Raw genomic sequence first — 17,725 nt, 5'->3', positions numbered from 1 at the left:
GCCCCCGCCCATTCACCACGAATGGCCGCTAAACCACCCCGGATAGCGGCCATCCTCGTCATACAGGCGCAGAATTGGCGAGGCCAAGGCCCGACGGGAAGCCCGCAGCCGCCCATTCGCCACAAATGGCCGCTAAACCACCCCGGACAGCGGCCATCCTCGTCATACAGGCGCAGAGTTGGCGCAGGTCCCCCGACCGCGGCGCTGGCTAGCGGCCCTGCGGCCCCGCGAGGACACCCCTTAAGCCGACAATGGCGGGCCCCGCACTGGAGGCCCGCCGTCGTCGTCCGCTTAGATCTTGCCTGCAGCGGTTAGTTGAAGAGTGCGTTCTTCGGTTCGTTGTTCTTGACCTTCTGCCAGCCAAGCCACAGCAGGAGCGAGAAGAACGGGATGGTCGCCAGGGTCCAGAGGCCGAGGTGGAAGACCTCGCCGGTCTTGCTGGTCATCGTGTCGAAACCGATCAGCACCGTGATGAGCAGCAGGGCAATCAGGCCCGCCCAGCTGGTCCAGGTTCCGCCGGGCGCGGGCAGGGATGAGACCTTGCCCTTGGTCTTGCGGAGTGCGATCTGGCTGGCGAAGATGGCGCCCCAGGTGAACATCACGCCGATCGACGCGGAGTTCAGCGCCAGGTCGAAGGCGTGCGAGCCGCCGAGCCAGATGTTGAGGAGGATGCCGACGAGGTAGACGCCGCCGATGGCCAGGATGGCGGCGTACGGCACGTGGCTCTTGGACATCTTGGTCAGCCACTGCGGAGCATGCCCATTGTTGGCCATGGTGCGGAAGACCCGGCCGATGGAGTACAGGCCCGAGTTGCAGGAGGACAGCGCGGCGGTGATGACGATCATGTTCATGACATCGCCCATCCAGCCGAGGCCCATCTGGCCGAACACGGTGACGAACGGTGAGGTGCCGGCGACGTACTGGTCCGAGGGCAACAGCATGGCCAGGAGGGTCACGGAGCCGACGTAGAACACGACGATGCGGAACACGACGGCGCGGATGGCCTTGGGCACTTCCTTGGCCGGGTTCTGCATTTCGCCGGCGGTGACGCCGACGAGCTCAATGCCGTTGTACGCGAAGATCACGGCATTCAGTACCAGGATCATGACGATCCCACCCTTGGGGAACATTCCCCCTTCGGCGGCGAACAGGTTGTTGACCGAGGCGTTGCCGTCGCCCACCTGGGCGTTGGTGACCACCATGAAGGTGCCCACAGCCAGGAAGATGAGGATGGCGCCGACCTTGAGGACGGAGGCCCAGAACTCGAATTCGCCGAACGCCTTGACACTCATGAGGTTCACGCCCACGAGCAGCAGCAGCGCCGCGATGGCGGACAGCTCGATCGGGACGTTGGGGAAGAAGAACTGGAAGTACAGCCCGATCGCAATGAGCTCGGCGATGCCGGTCATGGCCCAGTTGATGAAGTACATCCAGCCGGACACATACGCGCCCTTTTTGCCGAACATTTCGCCGGCGTAGCTGACGAAGGAGCCCGACGTCTGGCGGTACATGATGAGCTCGCCCAGGGCGCGCATCAGCAGGTACGCGATGACGCCGGCGATGGCGTAGGAGAAGATCAGCGCGGGGCCGGTGGAGGCCAGGCGCCCGCCGGCACCCATGAAGAGGCCGACGCCGATGGCGCCGCCCATCGCGATCATGGTGACCTGGCGGCCGCTCAGGGATTTGGCGTAGCCCTCGGCGCTGAGGGTCGAGTCGACGACGGCGGTTTGCTCCGTGGTGCTCTTAAGTTCTGTGGGCGTAAGTGATGGCACAGCTGTTCCTTGTTGGTCGGAGTTTGGCCGGGAATTGACCGTGGATTCAAGTACACAAAATTCGGGCCAGAGCCCCTTGAGAGGGCCACAGCGTGTACCGAACCTCACAAGTGTCGAAGCTCGCGCGGCTCATCCATCGTACTAGCATTCCAGCCCCTGCCGTGACGCGGGCAACACCCTGCGGCTGCATTTCCTAATAAGTGAGGTCATCCTGGCAGGATTGCCGAATAATGTTCGATTTCAGGCCGCCGGGTCCCGGCGCATCCATCAGTTGCGCCGACAGTTCGGCCGCCTGCTGCGCAGCCTGCCTGACCGCTGCTACGCCAGGGCGCCGTCCCGCATGGCATAGCGGAGCCAGTTCCCGGCACGGTTCCCGGTCCCGGCACGGTTCCCGGTCCCGGCGCGGTCTTCCCGGGCGCTGTCTTCCCGGGCGCAGGTGTCGAACCATTCCCCCAGCGCGCGGTCGTGGCTGACCATAACCAGCGTCCCGGCGAAGTCCGAAAGTGCCGATTCAAGCTGTTCCACCAGGGCGGGCGCCAGATGGTTGGTGGGCTCATCGACGAGCATCGTCCCGAATCCGCCCAGCAGGAGCCGGGCAAGTGCCAGCCTGCGTTGTTGCCCTGCGGACAGGCTTCCCACCGGGACGTGGAATTCACTGGTCCGGAAGAGCCCCAAGCGCAGCAGCGCCTCCGCATGCTCATCGATGTTGCCGCCCAGTCCCGCGGCGAAGGCCGGCAACAGGCGCAGCCCCGGGCGCTGCGGGAGCTCCAGTTCCTGCTGCAGGTAGCCGATCCGGCCGTGTCTCAGCACGGCGCCCTGGGCCGGTTCCAGCGTGCCCGCGAGGACGGAGAGCAGCGTGGACTTGCCGGCACCGTTAGGGCCGGTGATGAGGATCTTTTGGCCCGCCTCCACCCTGATGTCGGTCGGTTCCAGGCGGCCGGGCACCGTCACTCCCCGGGCTTCCAGGGCCGGCCCTGCCGCAACGTCCGCCCGCAGGTCCGTCGCCAGCTTCAGCGGCACCGGCGGACGGTCGATGGGGTTTTCCTCCAGCCTGCGGAGACGCTCCTGGGCATTGCGGACCTTGCTGGAGGCTGCCTTCTGCCACGTGCCGGCCTTGAAGTCGAAGCCCATTTTGTCGTTGTCGCGCTGGCGGGCGTAGCCCATCTTCCCCGCCACTGTGTCCGCCTGGAGCCGTTCGGCCTCCATCGCGTCCAGCCACCCGCGGTACTGCTGCGCCCAGCGCTGGCGTTCGGCTGCCTTTTCCCGCAGGTAGCCTTCGTAACCGTTGCCGTAGCGGTTGACCGTGCGGCGTTCGGCGTCCACTTCAATCACGGTTGAGGCAACTTTGCGCAACAGGACGCGGTCGTGGGAAACCACCACCACGGTTCCGCGGTGCGCCGCCAGCCGCGCCTCCAGCCAGGCTGTCCCGCTGGCGTCAAGGTGGTTGGTGGGTTCGTCCAGGAGGAGGATGTCCGCGGGATCGGCCATCACGCAGGCCAGTGCCACGCGTTCCTGTTCCCCGCCGGAGAGCGAGCCCAGTGTCCTCATCCGGTCCAGCCCGCCCAGGCCAAGCCGGTCCAGGGCCGCCTCCACCCGGGATTCCGCGGCATAGCCTTCCCGGAGCTGGTACTGCGTCTGCAGGTTTCCGTAGCGTTCCAGTTCGTCCGCTTCCGCGTCGGCCAGCCCGTTTTCCAGACGGTCCAGCTCGGCCTCCATCTCGCGGAGGGATTCCAGTGCGGCGTCGATCGCGTTGCTCACGGTGAACGCATCAGGCAGGCCGAGGGTCTGGGCAAGATAGCCCACGCGGCCCCGGCGGACGGCGGTGCCCTCGTCCGGGGTCTCGAGCCCGGCCAGAATCCGGAGCAGCGTGGATTTGCCCGCGCCGTTTTCGCCGACGATCGCCACATGTTCACCGGCTGTGATGGCCAGGTCGACGTCGGCAAACAGCTGGCGGTCCCCGTAGCCATGGGATACGCCCGTAAGGCGGAGATGTTCGCTCAAGGAGTCCTCGCAAGTAGGTGGCGAGCCTGCCCGGCGGCGGCCTGCGTCGTCAAGTATGACACCGCAGGCTCACACTTGACGCGCCTGCCGCCGTCGGGCAGGTGCTCCGGCGCAACCCGGCCGTCCGCCTGCGGCGCTAGGCTGGTGGCATGGGCACAGTTCTCCGCACACCACCGGCGCCGCGGCCGGAACTCTACCGGTTCTCGCGGCTCGATTTGATCACGGCAGGCCTGTACGTCGCAGTGGCCGCCTTCTTCGCCGTGGCCGGCGGACTGCTGGTCCCGCTGCTGCTCGAGCTGTCCGCGAACCCGGCGGTGGCGTCCTACACCGTCAACCTGATCTTCTACGGCGTCATCGGCATCCTGGCCCTGGCCGCCGTCCGGCACGTCGCAGCCCGGGACCTCAGGGTGCTCGCCACCAGGCCCTGGTTCACCGTGCTGATGGTCCCGCTGGCCGTCGTGGCCATGATGATCCTCACCGGGGTCCTGGTCTCCCTCACCGGGCCGCCGCAGACGTCCGCCAACCAGGCCGGCCTGCAGGCGCTCATGCAGCAGGTCCCGGCCTGGCTGATGGTCCCGCTGCTGGTGATCGTGGGTCCCTTCGTGGAGGAGTACATCTTCCGCCACCTGCTGATCGGCAAACTCAGCCGGCGGGTCAACATCTGGGTGTGTTGCTCCCTGTCCGTGGTGTTGTTCGCGGCCCTGCACATCGTGGGCCAGGAGGACCTGAGCCTGCCGGTGCTGATGCCCTACCTCGCCATGGGCGCCGTGCTGGTGTTCGTCTACGTCTGGACCGGCAAGAACGTCATGTTCGCCTACTTCGTCCACGCCTCGAAGAACCTGGTGGCGGTCATCTTCATCTACGCGATCCCGCCGGAACTGATGGAGCAGCTCCAGCAGGTGCAGGGCTAAACCGAAGCAACGCGGGGTCACCTACGGCCCATTCCGGGGCCATTCATGGGCCGTAGGTGACCCCGCGTTGCTTGGGGGAGTTGCACAAGGGGTGCGTCGGGCGTTGCGGGGCGTCGTATCAGGACTCTGGTCGTCCGGCGGCAGATGGGCTATCTTGGGGGCACTTCGCGATAGTTTGGGCGGGCTAGAGCGGCACCCTTTGTTGTGCGAAAGGACCGCCATGAAAATCCAAGCCCGCCGATTCTCCGCACCCGCCGCAGTCGCGGCGCCTGCGGCGCTGCTGGCCCTGCTCCTGACGCTGTCCGGCTGTGTCACACTTCCCCCTGCTCCCCCGCCGTCCCCGGCTCCCCCGACGGCGGCAGCGCCGGCATCAGAGCCGCCCGCACCTCCGCCGTCCACGGCCACACCGGCCGCCCCGACCGCTCCATCCACCCCGACGAAGACGGCCCAACCCCCGGCAGGCTGGTCCGGCACTGTGGCGGCCGTCCGCTCCGGTGTTGCGAAGATCAACGTCACTCTCTGCGACGGTGGCGCAGTCGGTACGGGTTTTCTCGTCAAGGACGACCTGATCGTGACGGCGGCACATGTCGTCAAGGACCAGGCCGATATCAGCGTCAGCGTCGGAACGGAAATCGTACGGGCGGAGGTGCTGGGGGTCGACGAACTAGCGGACCTCGCACTCCTGCGAACGGCCCGTCCCGTCGACGGCCACGTCTTCACCTTCGTGAGCGTCCCGCCGGAACTCGGTGAAGAGGTGGCGGCGCTGGGCTACCCGTTGCAGGCAGAGCTCACTTTCACCGCAGGCCGCGTCAGCGGACTCAACCGGCAACAGACCATCGGTGCACGGACCGTCACCAACCTGATCCAGACCGACGCCGCCATCAACCCCGGCAACAGCGGCGGGCCCCTGCTCACGCTGGAGGGCGACGTGGCCGGTGTCGTCAGCTCCAAACGGGCCTGGGTCTTCGGCACCAACCGCCCTGACAATTACAGTGCCGAAGGCACGGCCTACGCAGTCGACGCCCGCAAGGCTGTTCTCGCAGTCGAGAGCTGGAGTAGCCGCACCGCGGCCATCGCTCCGGCCAGCTGTGGCGTGCCTCCAGCAGACGACGCCAGCTCCGTCGCCGTCACCGTCAGCTCCGACCATCCCGAAGCCGTCAACATCGCGGGGAGCCTGGTCTTCCACGGCCAGTCGATCAATCTCGGCGCCTACGACCTCGCGTTCGCCATCCTGACCCCTGACATGCAGGAAAGGTTGGGCGGGCTGGAGACCTGGCGCTCAGGCCTGGGCACGTCCTTCTGGCGGAGCCTCAACATCGCCGACGTGAGGACGTCCGGAACGGACCTGGCCGCGTTCGTCCGGCTACGGACCATCCAGGCCGCTAAGGACGGGCCTGAGGGCCAGACGTGCTCGGATTGGGCCCTGGAGTACGTTATGCAGTGGGATGGTTCGATCTGGCGAATCGCGGATTCCACCACCCCGCAGGGTCCGCCGTCGGCGTGCTGAGACGCACCCCCTTCCGCCGCCCGCACCGACGTCGTAGTTTCTTTCCATGACACTGAACATCCAGATCGCCGTCGACTGCCGGGACCCGCATGCGCTCGCCGACTGGTGGGCCGAAACCCTCGAATGGGCCGTGGAGCCGCAGGACGAGACCTTCATCCGCTCCATGATCGCGCAGGGCTTCGCCACGGAGGCGGAAACCACGACGCACCACGGGAAGCTCGTGTGGGGGGCCGGGGCAGCCATCCGCCCGCCCGAGGAACTCGACGCCAAACCGCCCGCCCGGCGCATCCTGTTCCAGACGGTCCCGGAGGAAAAGGCCGTCAAGAACCGGATCCACTGGGACGTCGACCTGGCCGGCGCGGATAAGGACACGGCGCGCGCCGCCCTGGCGGCCCGCGGCGCCACCTTCCTCTGGACCGCCCGCCAGGGGCCGCATTCCTGGCACACCATGGCGGACCCGGAAGGCAACGAGTTCTGCATCAGCTAAGGCGATTACTAGACTCGGACTGTGAGCAACGAAATCCCCACCAAGGTATCCGACGTCTTTGACCCCACCCGCTGGCGCATTGTGTCCGGCTTCGACGATTTCCAGGACATGACCTACCACCGGCAGGTGGAGCGTTCCGGCGACGGCAGCGTGGTCCGGGACCTCCCGACCGTCCGCATCGCCTTTAACCGGCCCGAGGTGCGCAACGCCTTCCGCCCCGGCAGCGTGGACGAGCTGTACCGCGCCATGGACCACGCCCGGATGAGCCCGGACGTGGCCACCGTGCTGCTCACCGGCAACGGCCCTTCCGCCAAGGACGGCGGCCACTCGTTCTGCTCCGGCGGGGACCAGCGGATCCGCGGCCGCGACGGGTACAGGTACGTAGTACAAGACACTGCGGGTGAAACCAAGGAAACCATCGACCCCGCCCGCGCCGGCCGGCTCCACATCCTCGAAGTCCAGCGGCTCATGCGCACCATGCCCAAGGTGGTCATCGCCGTCGTGAACGGCTGGGCTGCCGGCGGCGGGCACTCGCTGCACGTCGTCGCGGACCTGACTATCGCCTCCCGCCAGCACGGCAAGTTCAAGCAGACCGATGCCACGGTTGGCAGCTTCGACGCCGGCTACGGCTCCGCGCTGCTGGCCCGCCAGATCGGCCAGAAGGCCGCCCGTGAGATCTTCTTCCTGGCCCGCGAATACTCGGCCGAGGACATGGTCCGGATGGGGGCCGTGAACGAGGCCGTGGACCATGACCGGCTCGAGGACGTGGCGCTGGAATACGCCGCGGACATCGCCCGGCAGTCCCCGCAGGCCCTCCGGATGCTCAAGTTCGCCTTCAACCTCGCCGACGACGGCCTGGCCGGTCAGCAGGTGTTCGCCGGCGAAGCCACCCGGCTGGCGTACATGACGGACGAGGCCGTGGAGGGCAAGGAAGCCTTCCTGGAGAAGCGCGATCCGGACTGGTCCAGCTTCCCGTACTACTTCTAAGGCGGCCCGATGGCTTCCGGAGCTGTGACGTCCCGACCCCCGGACATCGAACCCGCGCTCAAGGCCCTGGCGGAGGCCCTCCACGGCGAGGGGCCCGCCGTCGAACTGTCCGCCGGCGCCGGCGGGAACGTTGTGGTCTCCGCCGTGGAAACGCCCGGCGAGGAGGACGCCGCCGTCGTGGTGCGGACCTCCGGCTCCACCGGCACACCCAAGGCGACGGTCCTCACCGTGGACGCCCTGGCGGCGTCCTCCGTGGCAACCGCCTTTGCGCTGAAGGGCGAGGGCCAGTGGCTGCTCGCGTTGCCCGTGCAATATGTGGCCGGGGTGCAGGTCCTGGTGCGCTCCCTGTTCGCCGGCACCCGGCCCTGGGCCATGGACCTCTCGGCCGGGTTCACCCCGGAGTCGTTCACCGCCGCCGCCCAGGAGCTCACCGACAAGATCCGCTTCACCTCGCTGGTGCCCACCCAGCTGCAGCGGCTGCTGGATGCGCCGTCGGCCGAAACACTGGCCGTGCTGCGGCGCTTCAACGCAATCCTGCTCGGCGGCGGCCCTGCCCCGCCCCAACTGCTCGCCGCGGCCCGCGGCGCCGGCGCCCGCGTCATCACCACCTACGGCGCCGCGGAAACCTGCGGCGGCTGCGTGTACGACGGCTTCCCGCTCGAGGACGTGCTGGCCCGGGTGGACGGGGACGGCAGGATCCTGCTGGGCGGCGCCACCCTCGCGTCCGGCTACCTCAACGACCCCGGGCTCACTGCCGACGCCTTCTTCGAGGAGGACGGCGTCCGCTGGTACCGCACCAGCGACCTCGGCTCCATCGACGCCACCGGGAAGCTGACGGTCCTGGGCCGGGCCGACGACGTCGTCATCACCGGCGGCGTGAAGGTCTCCGCCGCGCATGTGCAGGCGGAGCTGGAGAAGCTCGACGGCGTGCTGGCCGCCTTTGTCGCCGGGGTCCCCTCGGCCGAGTGGGGCCAGGCCCTCGCCGCCTACGTGGCGCTGGCCGACAGCTCGGACGAAGGCATCAGGGACTTCACCGCGGGCGCTGCCTGGGCGCCGGCGTTGGGCACACTGGCCCCGAAAACCCTGCTGGCCGCCGGTGAACTGCCGATGCTGCCGAACGGGAAACCGGACCGCCTGGCGATGACGGTTCGGCTCACCGAGCTGCATCAGGGAAAATAGATAAGCCGGGCACTCCCGGTTCAGACGAACCAACGCGAGGTACTGAACGTGGCAACAGCCGCTCAATGGATCCAAGGCGCCCGACTGCGCACCCTGCCGGCCGCGATCGCGCCTGTCCTGATCGGCACCGCGGCCGCGTACGAGATGGACGCCTTCCTGCCGCTCCATGCCGTGCTGGCCGCGCTGGTGGCCCTGCTGCTGCAGATTGGCGTGAACTACGCCAACGACTACTCTGACGGCATCCGCGGCACCGATGAGGACCGGGTGGGCCCGCTCCGGCTGGTCGGCTCCCGCGCCGCGAAGCCTGAGCACGTCAAGTACGCCGCGTTCGCCGCGTTCGGGCTGGCGATGGTGTTTGGCCTGGCCCTGGTGATCCTCTCGCAGACCTGGTGGCTGATCCTGGTGGGGCTGGGCTGCGTCCTCGCGGCCTGGGGCTACACGGGCGGGAAGAATCCCTACGGCTACATGGGCCTGGGCGATTTGTTCGTCTTTGTGTTCTTCGGCCTGGTCGCCACCCTCGGCACGACCTATACGCAGGCCGGCCAGATCAGCATCTCGGCTGTCATTGGCGCCATCGGCACCGGCCTCATCGCGTGCGCACTGCTCATGGCCAACAATGTCCGTGACATCCCCACCGACCGGGAGGCCGGGAAGAAGACCCTGGCCGTGCGGCTCGGCGACAAGCATGCCAGGGAAAGCTACGTGCTGATGCTCGCCGTCGCGATCCTGCTGCCGATTGTGCTGGTTCCGACCCGGCCGTGGATGCTGATTGTGCTGCTGCTGATCCCGGCCAGCCTGATGCCGTCCTGGCTGATGATCGCCGGCCAGCGCCGCAAGAGCCTGATTCCGGTGCTCAAGCAGACGGGGCTGATCAACCTCGGCTACGCGGTGCTGTTCTCACTGGGCCTGGTGCTGAGCCACGGGTTCTAGGAGACTCCGGGGAGCCTCAGGCTGCCGGGGACTCAGGGGTGCCGGGGACTCCGGGGCTCCGGGGACTCAGGGGTGCCGGGGTTACGGGGCGACAGGAGTCCTGCCGCCACCCGTGCCTGTGGGAGCTAGGAGTCCTTCGGGCGGTTGTCCTTGTGGACGGTGATGTCCGGGTGCGCGTCGACCAAGCGGTCCTCGGCGTCGGCGTCGTCCACTTCCCCGGCGCTGCGCAGCGGCTTGGCCTTGCCGGAGAACCGCTGCTGGAGCGAGGCTGCGGCGGCGGCGCGCTGCTTCTGGAAGAAGAGGAAGCTGATCGCGAAGGCCATCATTCCCGCGCAAAGGACGGCCAGCAGCCATCCGAGCTCGAGGTAAACGAAGAGTGCGAACAACGGCGCGAAGAGCGCCAGTCGGATGAGGGAATATTTCAGGAAAGCCACCCTCCAAGTTTAGCCGCCGGCGGCAGCCCTGGTTCACCCAGGTCTTTCTCCGGCCCCTCCGCCGGGCTCCTGCGGTGTTGCTGCGGGGCTGCCTGCGGGGCTGCCTGCCGGGTTCCCTGCGGAGCGGCCAAGCGCCTGCGGGGCTGCGACAGCCTTCACTGGGATTGCTTCGGAGTTCCCGCCCGGACCAGCCATCAGTACAAGCCGGACAGTCGCCCGGAGGCTAGACTAATTACATGCTCCGTGTAGTGGTTGTTGTCGCCGTTCTCGTCGTGTTTGTCTACGGACTCGTCGACGTGATCCGCACTGATCCTCGCCAGACCAAAGGCATCTCGAAGCCGGCCTGGATTGTGGTGCAAATCGTCCTTCCGGTGATCGGCGCCATCCTGTGGTTCCTCATCGGCCGGCCGCGCGGGACCAGCCCCGTGCGCACCACTTACAGCCACCCCATCGCGCCCGACGACGACCGGGACTTCCTGCGCAACCTCGAACTCCGCCGCCGCAAGCAGGCCGAAGCGGACAGGCTCAAGAAGCTCAAGGACGAGATGGACGCCAAGGAGCGCAAGACCAGCGACGGCCCGGGCACCCCGGGCCCGCACGACTCTGAGTCCGGCGAAGCCCGCGGCAGCGGCGACGCGCAGGGCACCGACGAGGTCAAGTAGCGCCGGCCCTTCCCCCCCTGCGTCGCTTCTGTGACGTTCGTTGCCGCTGGCAGCGCCCGCTCCTCCCCCAGGACTCTTCCTCCACACTCTTCCTCCACACTGTGGATAACCCCTGGGCCCTCTCCGGACGGGGCCAGAATGCTCGTATGCACCTTCCGAGCGAGCTGCCCCCGCAGCTTCGACACCAGCCCTTCACCGTGGCCGAGGCCCGCGCCGCCGGGCTGAGCCGACGTCGAACCCGGGCCGGGGATCTCGTCAACCCCTGCCACGGCGTGCGTGCCCCGGCTGCCACCCAGGACAGTTTCCTGGAACGCTTGCGTGCCCTGACTGCTGTGACCGGCGCTGTCGTGAGTCACCTGTCTGCAGCCGTGCTTTGGGGCTTCCCCCTGCCGATTCCTCTGGGGACCCTGGCTGTCGTTCACCTGACGAGTGGTCCGGGCAGGCGGGCCGTGCGGTACAAGGATGTCGTGGGCCATCAGCAGTCACTCAACCCGAACGAGATCGTGGCCGGGGCCTGGGTGACCTGCACCTCCCCGCTGCGGACGTGGTTCGACCTCGCCGGCATCCTGAGCCTCGATGATTTGGTAATTGCCGGCGACTTCCTGCTGCGCCGGAGGAACCCGCTGACCACACCCGATGCCCTCGACGTATTCCTCGCCGGGAAACGGGGCAGGACACGCTACCGGCGTGCCATGCGTGCCCGTTCACTGATGCGCGCCAACACGGACTCGCCGAAAGAGACCGAGCTCCGGCTGCTCCTGACTCGCCATGGTCTGCCGGAGCCCGGAATCAACGTCCCGATTTTCGACGAGACCGGCGGTTGGATCCAGGACCCGGATCTGTCCTATGAGCGGGAAAGAATCGCGATCCAGTACGACGGCGCGCATCACGCCAACCCGGGGCAGCGCCGCAGCGACATCTTTCGAGATGAAAGCGCGAGGGATGCCGGATGGCGCGTTGTCGTGTTGACGCAGACGGACCTGGACCCGTTGGCACCCGGTATGACTCCTTCTGCCGTGACCCGCGTGCGGGCGGCGCTACTGGAACGCGGATGGACCCCCGGACAGGGCCGGATTCCAAGGCGCAAAGGCCCCGCCCCGCACCCATCTGACGAGGATGGCCGCTAAACGCGTCGGCATAGCGGCCATTCGTGGCGAACCGATGGAGGGCGGGCCAGTACCTCCGCAGGCGTCCACCCATCTGACGAGGATGGCCGCCACCCGGGGCACCCCGTGCACCCATCTGACACGAATGGCCGCTAAGCGGGTCGGCTTAGCGGCCACTTGTGGCAAACCGATGAAGGGCGGGCCAGAACGCCCGCACCCGTCCACCCATCTGACACGAATGGCCGCTAAACGGGTCGGCATAGCGGCCACTTGTGGCAAACCGACGAAGGCCGGGCCAGTACCTCCGCACCAGTCCACCCATCTGACACGAACGGCCGCTAAACGGGTCGGCATAGCGGCCACTTGTGGCAAACCGACGAAGGCCGGGCCAGTACCTCCGCACCAGTCCACCCATCTGACACGAATGGCCGCCACCCCCCGCACCCGTCCACCCATCTGACACGAATGGCCGCCACCCCCCGCACCCGTCCACCCATCTGACACAAACGGCCGCTAAGCGGGTCGGCTTAGCGGCCATTCGTGGCGAATCGCGGAGGTTTGCGGGGCGGGTTACAGGCCCGAGTAGGAGTGCAGGCCGTTGAAGAACTGGTTCACGATGGTGAAGTTGAAGACCACGCAGAGGTAGCCGACGATCGACAGCCAGGCCGCGCGGGTTCCGGTCCAGCCCCGGGTGGCGCGGGCGTGCAGGTAGCCGGCGTAGACCACCCAGATCACGAAGGTCCACACTTCCTTGGTGTCCCAGCCCCAGAACCGGCCCCAGGCCTTCTCGGCCCAGATGGCCCCGAACATGAGCGTGAAGGTCCAGCCGACAAAGGCGATGGCGTTGATCCGGTAGGAGAGGTTCTCCAGGCTCAGCGCGGACGGCACGAGGCGCATGAAGCCCAGCTTGTCGGCACCGCCGGCAGCGATGGTCTTCTGCCGGTGCGTCTGGACCAGCTGCAGCGCTGACATCGCGAAGGTCAGGGTGAACAGCGCGGAGGACAGCACGGCGATGGAGACGTGGATGATCAGCCAGTAGCTCTGCAGCGCGGGAACCAGGTGCCCCACCGGCGTCCAGTACGCCACGGAGGCAGCCACGAGCATGATGATCGCCAGGCCCACCACGAAGGTGCCGAGGAAGCGCAGGTCGCGCCGGATCAGGACCAGCAGGAAGACGGCCACGGCCACGAACGCGCCGGTGGTGAGGAACTCGTACATGTTGCCCCACGGCACCCGGCCCGCGCCGATGGCCCGTGTGACGACGCCGGCCGCGTGGATGGCGGCACCCAGCACCGTCAGGGCGACGGCGACCCGGGCGGGCGCGCGGCGCTCGGCGGAGTAGCGCATGGCCCCGTCGGCGGTCTGGCCGATGCCGGCGGCGTTCCCGGTGGAACCACCCGACACGGACGACGACGGGCGCTCGGCCCGGCCCACGGGCCCGGCGACGTCCCCGTCGGCCCGGTCAACGGCCCCGGAGGAGGAGGCCCCGACGCCGGCAGCCACCGGAACGCGGGTGGCCCCGGCACCGGAGAGCCCGGCGGCCTTCAGGTCCACCGCGCGCAGCGTCTTGCTGCTCTTGGCCAGGTCCCACGCAAAGGCGATGAACGCCACCGTGTAGGTGCCTGCCGCGAGGAGCATGAACAACTCGCTGTACTGGCCCATGGTTTCGTTGATGGGGAGCATTACTGTTCCTTCTTTGACTCGGAAGAGCCTGCTGTTGACTGGATGAAGTCTGCTGCGGGGTGGTCCGGGGAGACCTGCTCGGCACCGGCACCGGGCAGCGTGGTATGCGTCCGGTCATTATCCGCTCCCCCGCTGGGAGCCGACTGGGAGCCGCCGTCGTCGAGATCCCAGCCGACGGCGAGCAGCTTGCGGATCGCGGCCGATTCCCCGGCCAGCCGGTGGTCCTCGCCGCGGGCCAGGAGCCCGTATTCGACCATGGTGCGGCCGTCCGTGTGCGTTCCGGTCCGGACCCAGACGCGGCGGCGGTTCACGTACAGCGAGGTGACCAGGCCGGCCACCGCCAGCAGCGCGAAGACCAGGGCGTAGAGCTGGCCCGGATTGTGGTGGATGTCGACGCCGATGTAGCGCTTCACGCCGTCGAAGCTAATGGAGCCCTTGCCGTCCGGCAGGGTGTAGCTGGCGCCCGGGGAAAGGGTGATGCCGCCGGCGTCAAGGTTGCGGGCGTTGAGCGGCGTGAGCTCCTTGACGTCGAGTTCGAAGACGTTCTGCGGGGCGCCGTCGTCCAGGCCGAGGTCGCCGTAGTACGAGTTCAGGGTCAGCTGCGGGTTGAACAGCTCCGGGTCACCGCTGAAGGACACGCCTTCATCGGTGACGAACGCGGTGGGCAGGAAGAAGCCGGCGAAGGCAAGCTGCTCCGGCTTGGCATCGGGGACCTTGATCACCGCGGAGGAGTAGTAGTTGTCGCCCTGCAGCTTGGCCACGACCGGGCCCTGCATGGCGATGTTTCCGGCGCCGTCGCGGATGGTGACGACCGGGGCGTAGCCGTTGCCGGTCAGGTACATGCTGGTGCCGCCGAGGCTGAGCGGCTCGTTGACCTTCAGCACCTCTGTCCGGGCGGGCGCATCCGGGGAGTCCTTGGTGGTCACGTCGGCCTGGAAGTCGATGGGCTGGCCGATCTTGCCCTGGGACTCGCGGTCGAACGTGATCTGGAACTTGTCCAGCTGGACCGAGTACGGCTGCAGCTGGCTGCTTTGGAAGTTGGAGCCCGGGGTGAACTGGTCGTAGCCGACGAGGGTGTTGACGAAGGTATCGCCCTCCACGAGGATCCGCTGCCCGCTGTAGCCGAACAACCCACCGATCGCGACCGAGACGAGCACACCGATCAGCGAGGTGTGGAAGAGAAGGTTTCCGACTTCGCGCAGGAAGCCGCGCTCCGCACCGATGGACGGCCGGGCGCCGTCGCGGTCGCGGACGTCGACGCGGTAGCCGCGTTTCTTCAGCAGACCGGCGGCATCGTCAATGGCGCGCGACGCCGGGATCCCGGCACCGGCGGGAATCACAAGGGTGCCGTATTCGGGCAGCCGGGACAGCCGTGCGGGCGTCCGCGGCGGCTGGGAGCGCATCGCCTTGTAATGCGCGATGGCCCGCGGGACCACGCAGCCGATCAGCGAGATGAACAGCAGGATGTAAATCGCCGAGAACCACGCCGAGGAGTACACATCGTAGAGCTGGAGCGAGTCGAGGATCTTGCCGTAGTCCGGGTTGTCCTTGATGTACTGCGTGACGATCGAGGGGTTGGCGGGCCGCTGCGGGAACAGCGAACCGGGAACCGCCCCAACCGCCAGCATCAGCAGCAGGAACAGCGCGGTGCGCATGCTGGTCAGCTGGGTCCAGGCCCAGCGGAGCATGCCCATCGGCCCGAGTGTGGGAAGGACAGCTTCAGCCTTGGCGGCCGCCACAGGGCTACCACCGGACCTGGTGCCGGACTTTGTGCCGGACTTTGTGCCGGACGTGGACCCAGGCATGGTGCCGGAGGCCGGGGACTTCTTCTCTTCGTTCACTCGCTCGCTCATCAGATCGGCAATTTCACATCGGTTTGGAACCAGTACTGCAACTCGGACACCCAGGTTCCCCATACGCCACTGGCCATCAGCAGGCCCAGCCCCACCAGGATGCCGCCGCCGATGCGCTGGATGGCGAGCCGGTGTGTCCGGAAGAAGGACATCACGCCGATGCCGCGGCGCACGGCCAGGGCGATCAGCAGGAACGGGATGCCCAGGCCCAGGCTGTAGACGAACGCCAGGAACGCGCCCTTGGCGGCAGATGACCCGCCGGAGAGGCTCAGCAGCTGGACCGCGGAATATGTCGGGCCGATGCAGGGCGCCCAGCCGAGGCCGAAGGTGATGCCCAGCAGCGGCGCGCCCCACAGCCCGGCCGGCGGCTTCGACTGGATCTTGGCGTCACGTTGGAACCAACCGAAGCCGCCCATGAACACCACGCCCATGACGATCACCAGGATGCCCAGGACCTGGGTGATCCAGGCGTTCTGCGAGCCGGTGATCAGCGTCCCCAGCTGCCCGAACGCCCCGCCGAGCAGCACAAAAATCACCGAGAATCCCAGGACAAAGAGCCCGATGCCGGCCAGCATGCGGCCGCGCTTCTGTTTCTGGAGGTCGACGCCGGTCAGCCCAGTGACGTAGCCCAGGTACCCCGGCACGAGGGGCAGCACGCAGGGCGAGAGGAAGGAGACAAAGCCGGCGAGCAGTGCCACGGGGATGGCAAGCAGCAGCGATCCGCTCAGGATGGCTTCGGCGAAGGGGCTGTTCATGGTCGCTGGCCCGTCCGCTACTCGGCCACGGCAGCGGCAATGAGGGACTTGAGGGTGCCCTTTTGGATTTCGCCGAGGACACGGGAGGCCACGCGTCCCTGCTTGTCGAGCACGAGCGTGGTGGGCACGGCCCCTGGGGGAACCAGCCCGGAAACGGCCAGCAGCACGGCGCCGTCCTTGTCGTTGAAGCTCGGGTAGGTCAGGTTGAAGGTCTTGTCGAACGCTTCCGCCGTGGCCTTCTCGTCGCGGAGGTTGACCCCGAAGAACTGCACACCCTGGCTCTTGAACTCCTGGTGCAGGGCCTCCAGTGAGGGCGCCTCCACCCGGCAGGGCGCGCACGCCGCGAACCAGAAGTTGAGCACGGTCACCTGGCCCTGGAAAGCCTCGGCCGTCACCGCGGTGCCGTCAAAAAGCGTGCCTTTGATGGCAATGGCGCTCTTGCGGTCCGTTACGGCGAATTCCGTCACCGACCCGTCGCCGGCCACGTAGTTCTTGTTGTCGCCGGCCTTGGCCTGCTGCGCCAGCGCATCCTCCTGGGCGCAGCCGGACAGACCCAGCACGACGGCGAGGGCGGCACCGCCCGCCGTCAGGACGCTGCGGCGGGACATCGGGGAGGCCTTGGCATTGTTTCCGGTCATGCTCAGGCTCCGGGGGTGCTGGAGGCACCGGGGAGAAGGGCGGCAGCAGGCTCGCTGTACTCAACGCGCAGGAGGTTCCCGGCGTCGTCGAACACCAGGGAGGTGACCGAGGTGAGGGTGCATTCGCGTTTGCGCGGATCATGCCACAGCGGTTTGCCCTCGGCGCTGAGCCGGGTGGCCCAGATGGGCAGCTGGTGGCTGACGAGGATGGCCTCGGCGTCCTCGCCGCCGAGCTCGATGGCGCGCAGCCGGGCCTCCTGCACTGCGGCGATGACGCGGGCGGCCTGGTCCTTGTAGGGCTCGCCCCAGGAAGGCCGGAACGGGTTGCGCAGCATGGGCCAGTGCTTGGGCCTGAAGATCTCGGCCTTGTTGACGTGGATGCCCTCGAAGTAGTTGGCGGCCTCGATGATCCGGCCCTCGGTGGTGACCGCGAGGTTGAGCGCCTCGGAGATGGGCAGCGCCGTCTCCTGCGCGCGGGTCAGCGGTGAGGCGACGAGGTGGACGATGTTCGCCCCCTGCGCGGACCTCGCCCTGAAGTGCTCCGCAAGGGTCCGTGCCATCTCCTGGCCGAGCTCGGAGAGATGGAACTCGGGCAGCCTGCCGTACAGGACGCCATCGGGATTGTGGACCTCGCCGTGGCGGAGCAAATGAACAGTGGCTTGGGGCATGTGTACCAGTTTCTCAAAGGGCAGGGGCAATGACGAAATCTTCTACACGAAGTAGAACTGACGAGTTTTCAGAAATGTTCCCCGGAGTTGGAATAAAAGATGCAAATGCATGTTTATACTGGATGGAGCAGTTAGTTGAGGCTTCAACCAAT

16 protein-coding genes are annotated in these 17,725 nt (G+C 67.4%); 8 read left to right on the top strand and 8 right to left on the bottom strand.

Going from position 1 to position 17,725, the window contains the following annotated elements; all coding sequences use genetic code 11:
• Window positions 1–311: 311 nt before the first annotated feature.
• Window positions 312–1,772, bottom strand: a complete 1,461-nt coding sequence (locus tag ACZYX4_RS08055; RefSeq protein ID WP_463874996.1) for an amino acid permease — start codon at window positions 1,770–1,772, stop codon at window positions 312–314.
• A gap of 318 nt (window positions 1,773–2,090) precedes the next feature.
• Window positions 2,091–3,773, bottom strand: coding sequence for an ABC-F family ATP-binding cassette domain-containing protein (locus ACZYX4_RS08050; RefSeq protein WP_463874995.1), 1,683 nt, complete (start codon window positions 3,771–3,773; stop codon window positions 2,091–2,093).
• 149 nt (window positions 3,774–3,922) lie between these two features.
• Here ACZYX4_RS08050 and ACZYX4_RS08045 point away from each other — a divergent pair, with 149 nt between their 5' ends.
• From ACZYX4_RS08045 to ACZYX4_RS08020, 6 genes are all read left to right on the top strand, one after another.
• A complete protein-coding gene (locus ACZYX4_RS08045; RefSeq protein WP_463874994.1) occupies window positions 3,923–4,684 on the top strand; it encodes a lysostaphin resistance A-like protein in 762 nt (253 codons plus the stop codon).
• Window positions 4,685–4,904: 220 nt separating this feature from the next.
• The gene (locus ACZYX4_RS08040; protein WP_463874993.1) at window positions 4,905–6,191 is read left to right on the top strand and encodes a S1C family serine protease; all 1,287 of its coding nucleotides are present in this window, start codon (window positions 4,905–4,907) and stop codon (window positions 6,189–6,191) included.
• Window positions 6,192–6,237: 46 nt separating this feature from the next.
• A complete protein-coding gene (locus ACZYX4_RS08035; protein WP_463874991.1) occupies window positions 6,238–6,678 on the top strand; it encodes a VOC family protein in 441 nt (146 codons plus the stop codon).
• Between the two features lie 21 nt (window positions 6,679–6,699).
• On the top strand, window positions 6,700–7,665 hold the full coding sequence (locus ACZYX4_RS08030) for a 1,4-dihydroxy-2-naphthoyl-CoA synthase (protein ID WP_463874990.1): 966 nt from the start codon (window positions 6,700–6,702) through the stop codon (window positions 7,663–7,665).
• A 9-nt stretch (window positions 7,666–7,674) separates the two neighbouring features.
• The gene (locus ACZYX4_RS08025) at window positions 7,675–8,844 is read left to right on the top strand and encodes an AMP-binding protein (RefSeq protein WP_463874989.1); all 1,170 of its coding nucleotides are present in this window, start codon (window positions 7,675–7,677) and stop codon (window positions 8,842–8,844) included.
• Between the two features lie 48 nt (window positions 8,845–8,892).
• Window positions 8,893–9,774: a 1,4-dihydroxy-2-naphthoate polyprenyltransferase gene (locus tag ACZYX4_RS08020; protein WP_463874988.1), complete on the top strand. Its 882-nt coding sequence runs from the start codon at window positions 8,893–8,895 to the stop codon at window positions 9,772–9,774.
• A 125-nt stretch (window positions 9,775–9,899) separates the two neighbouring features.
• On the opposite strand, the gene ACZYX4_RS08015 is transcribed toward ACZYX4_RS08020, so the two are convergent.
• A complete protein-coding gene (locus ACZYX4_RS08015) occupies window positions 9,900–10,208 on the bottom strand; it encodes a DUF4229 domain-containing protein (RefSeq protein WP_463874987.1) in 309 nt (102 codons plus the stop codon).
• 236 nt (window positions 10,209–10,444) lie between these two features.
• Here ACZYX4_RS08015 and ACZYX4_RS08010 point away from each other — a divergent pair, with 236 nt between their 5' ends.
• Together ACZYX4_RS08010 and ACZYX4_RS08005 are read left to right on the top strand one after the other, a co-directional pair.
• The gene (locus ACZYX4_RS08010; RefSeq protein WP_463874986.1) at window positions 10,445–10,870 is read left to right on the top strand and encodes a PLD nuclease N-terminal domain-containing protein; all 426 of its coding nucleotides are present in this window, start codon (window positions 10,445–10,447) and stop codon (window positions 10,868–10,870) included.
• A gap of 146 nt (window positions 10,871–11,016) precedes the next feature.
• Complete coding sequence (locus ACZYX4_RS08005) at window positions 11,017–11,997, top strand: hypothetical protein (protein WP_463874985.1); 981 nt, start codon at window positions 11,017–11,019, stop codon at window positions 11,995–11,997.
• A gap of 549 nt (window positions 11,998–12,546) precedes the next feature.
• On the opposite strand, the gene ccsB is transcribed toward ACZYX4_RS08005, so the two are convergent.
• From ccsB to ACZYX4_RS07980, 5 genes are read right to left on the bottom strand one after another with little or no spacing between them, the layout of a single operon-like run.
• Window positions 12,547–13,659 (bottom strand): c-type cytochrome biogenesis protein CcsB, encoded by a 1,113-nt coding sequence (ccsB, locus tag ACZYX4_RS08000; protein ID WP_463874984.1) that lies wholly within the window; start codon window positions 13,657–13,659, stop codon window positions 12,547–12,549.
• Complete coding sequence (resB, locus tag ACZYX4_RS07995; RefSeq protein WP_463874983.1) at window positions 13,659–15,512, bottom strand: cytochrome c biogenesis protein ResB; 1,854 nt, start codon at window positions 15,510–15,512, stop codon at window positions 13,659–13,661. Before resB ends, ccsB begins: the two co-directional genes overlap by 1 nt.
• On the bottom strand, window positions 15,512–16,267 hold the full coding sequence (locus ACZYX4_RS07990) for a cytochrome c biogenesis CcdA family protein (RefSeq protein WP_463874982.1): 756 nt from the start codon (window positions 16,265–16,267) through the stop codon (window positions 15,512–15,514). Before ACZYX4_RS07990 ends, resB begins: the two co-directional genes overlap by 1 nt.
• 17 nt (window positions 16,268–16,284) lie before the next feature.
• Window positions 16,285–16,905: a TlpA family protein disulfide reductase gene (locus ACZYX4_RS07985; RefSeq protein WP_463874981.1), complete on the bottom strand. Its 621-nt coding sequence runs from the start codon at window positions 16,903–16,905 to the stop codon at window positions 16,285–16,287.
• A gap of 2 nt (window positions 16,906–16,907) precedes the next feature.
• Window positions 16,908–17,573: a histidine phosphatase family protein gene (locus ACZYX4_RS07980; protein ID WP_463874980.1), complete on the bottom strand. Its 666-nt coding sequence runs from the start codon at window positions 17,571–17,573 to the stop codon at window positions 16,908–16,910.
• Window positions 17,574–17,725 lie beyond the last annotated feature (152 nt).

The organism is Pseudarthrobacter leeuwenhoeki, from assembly GCF_055412885.1.
The sequence above is the reverse complement of the archived record's forward strand: the minus strand, read 5'-3'. Positions and strand labels throughout refer to the sequence as shown.

What these genes read in the sequence shown, in the direction of transcription:
- ACZYX4_RS08045 (WP_463874994.1), top strand. Translation starts at nt 3,923, where the DNA reads ATGGGCACAGTTCTCCGCACACCACCGGCGCCGCGGCCGGAACTCTAC.
- ACZYX4_RS08040 (WP_463874993.1), top strand. Translation starts at nt 4,905, where the DNA reads ATGAAAATCCAAGCCCGCCGATTCTCCGCACCCGCCGCAGTCGCGGCG.
- ACZYX4_RS08035 (WP_463874991.1), top strand. Translation starts at nt 6,238, where the DNA reads ATGACACTGAACATCCAGATCGCCGTCGACTGCCGGGACCCGCATGCG.
- ACZYX4_RS08025 (WP_463874989.1), top strand. Translation starts at nt 7,675, where the DNA reads ATGGCTTCCGGAGCTGTGACGTCCCGACCCCCGGACATCGAACCCGCG.
- ACZYX4_RS08010 (WP_463874986.1), top strand. Translation starts at nt 10,445, where the DNA reads ATGCTCCGTGTAGTGGTTGTTGTCGCCGTTCTCGTCGTGTTTGTCTAC.
- ACZYX4_RS08005 (WP_463874985.1), top strand. Translation starts at nt 11,017, where the DNA reads ATGCACCTTCCGAGCGAGCTGCCCCCGCAGCTTCGACACCAGCCCTTC.
- ccsB (WP_463874984.1), bottom strand. Translation starts at nt 13,659, where the DNA reads ATGCTCCCCATCAACGAAACCATGGGCCAGTACAGCGAGTTGTTCATG.
- resB (WP_463874983.1), bottom strand. Translation starts at nt 15,512, where the DNA reads ATGAGCGAGCGAGTGAACGAAGAGAAGAAGTCCCCGGCCTCCGGCACC.
- ACZYX4_RS07990 (WP_463874982.1), bottom strand. Translation starts at nt 16,267, where the DNA reads ATGAACAGCCCCTTCGCCGAAGCCATCCTGAGCGGATCGCTGCTGCTT.
- ACZYX4_RS07985 (WP_463874981.1), bottom strand. Translation starts at nt 16,905, where the DNA reads ATGACCGGAAACAATGCCAAGGCCTCCCCGATGTCCCGCCGCAGCGTC.
- ACZYX4_RS07980 (WP_463874980.1), bottom strand. Translation starts at nt 17,573, where the DNA reads ATGCCCCAAGCCACTGTTCATTTGCTCCGCCACGGCGAGGTCCACAAT.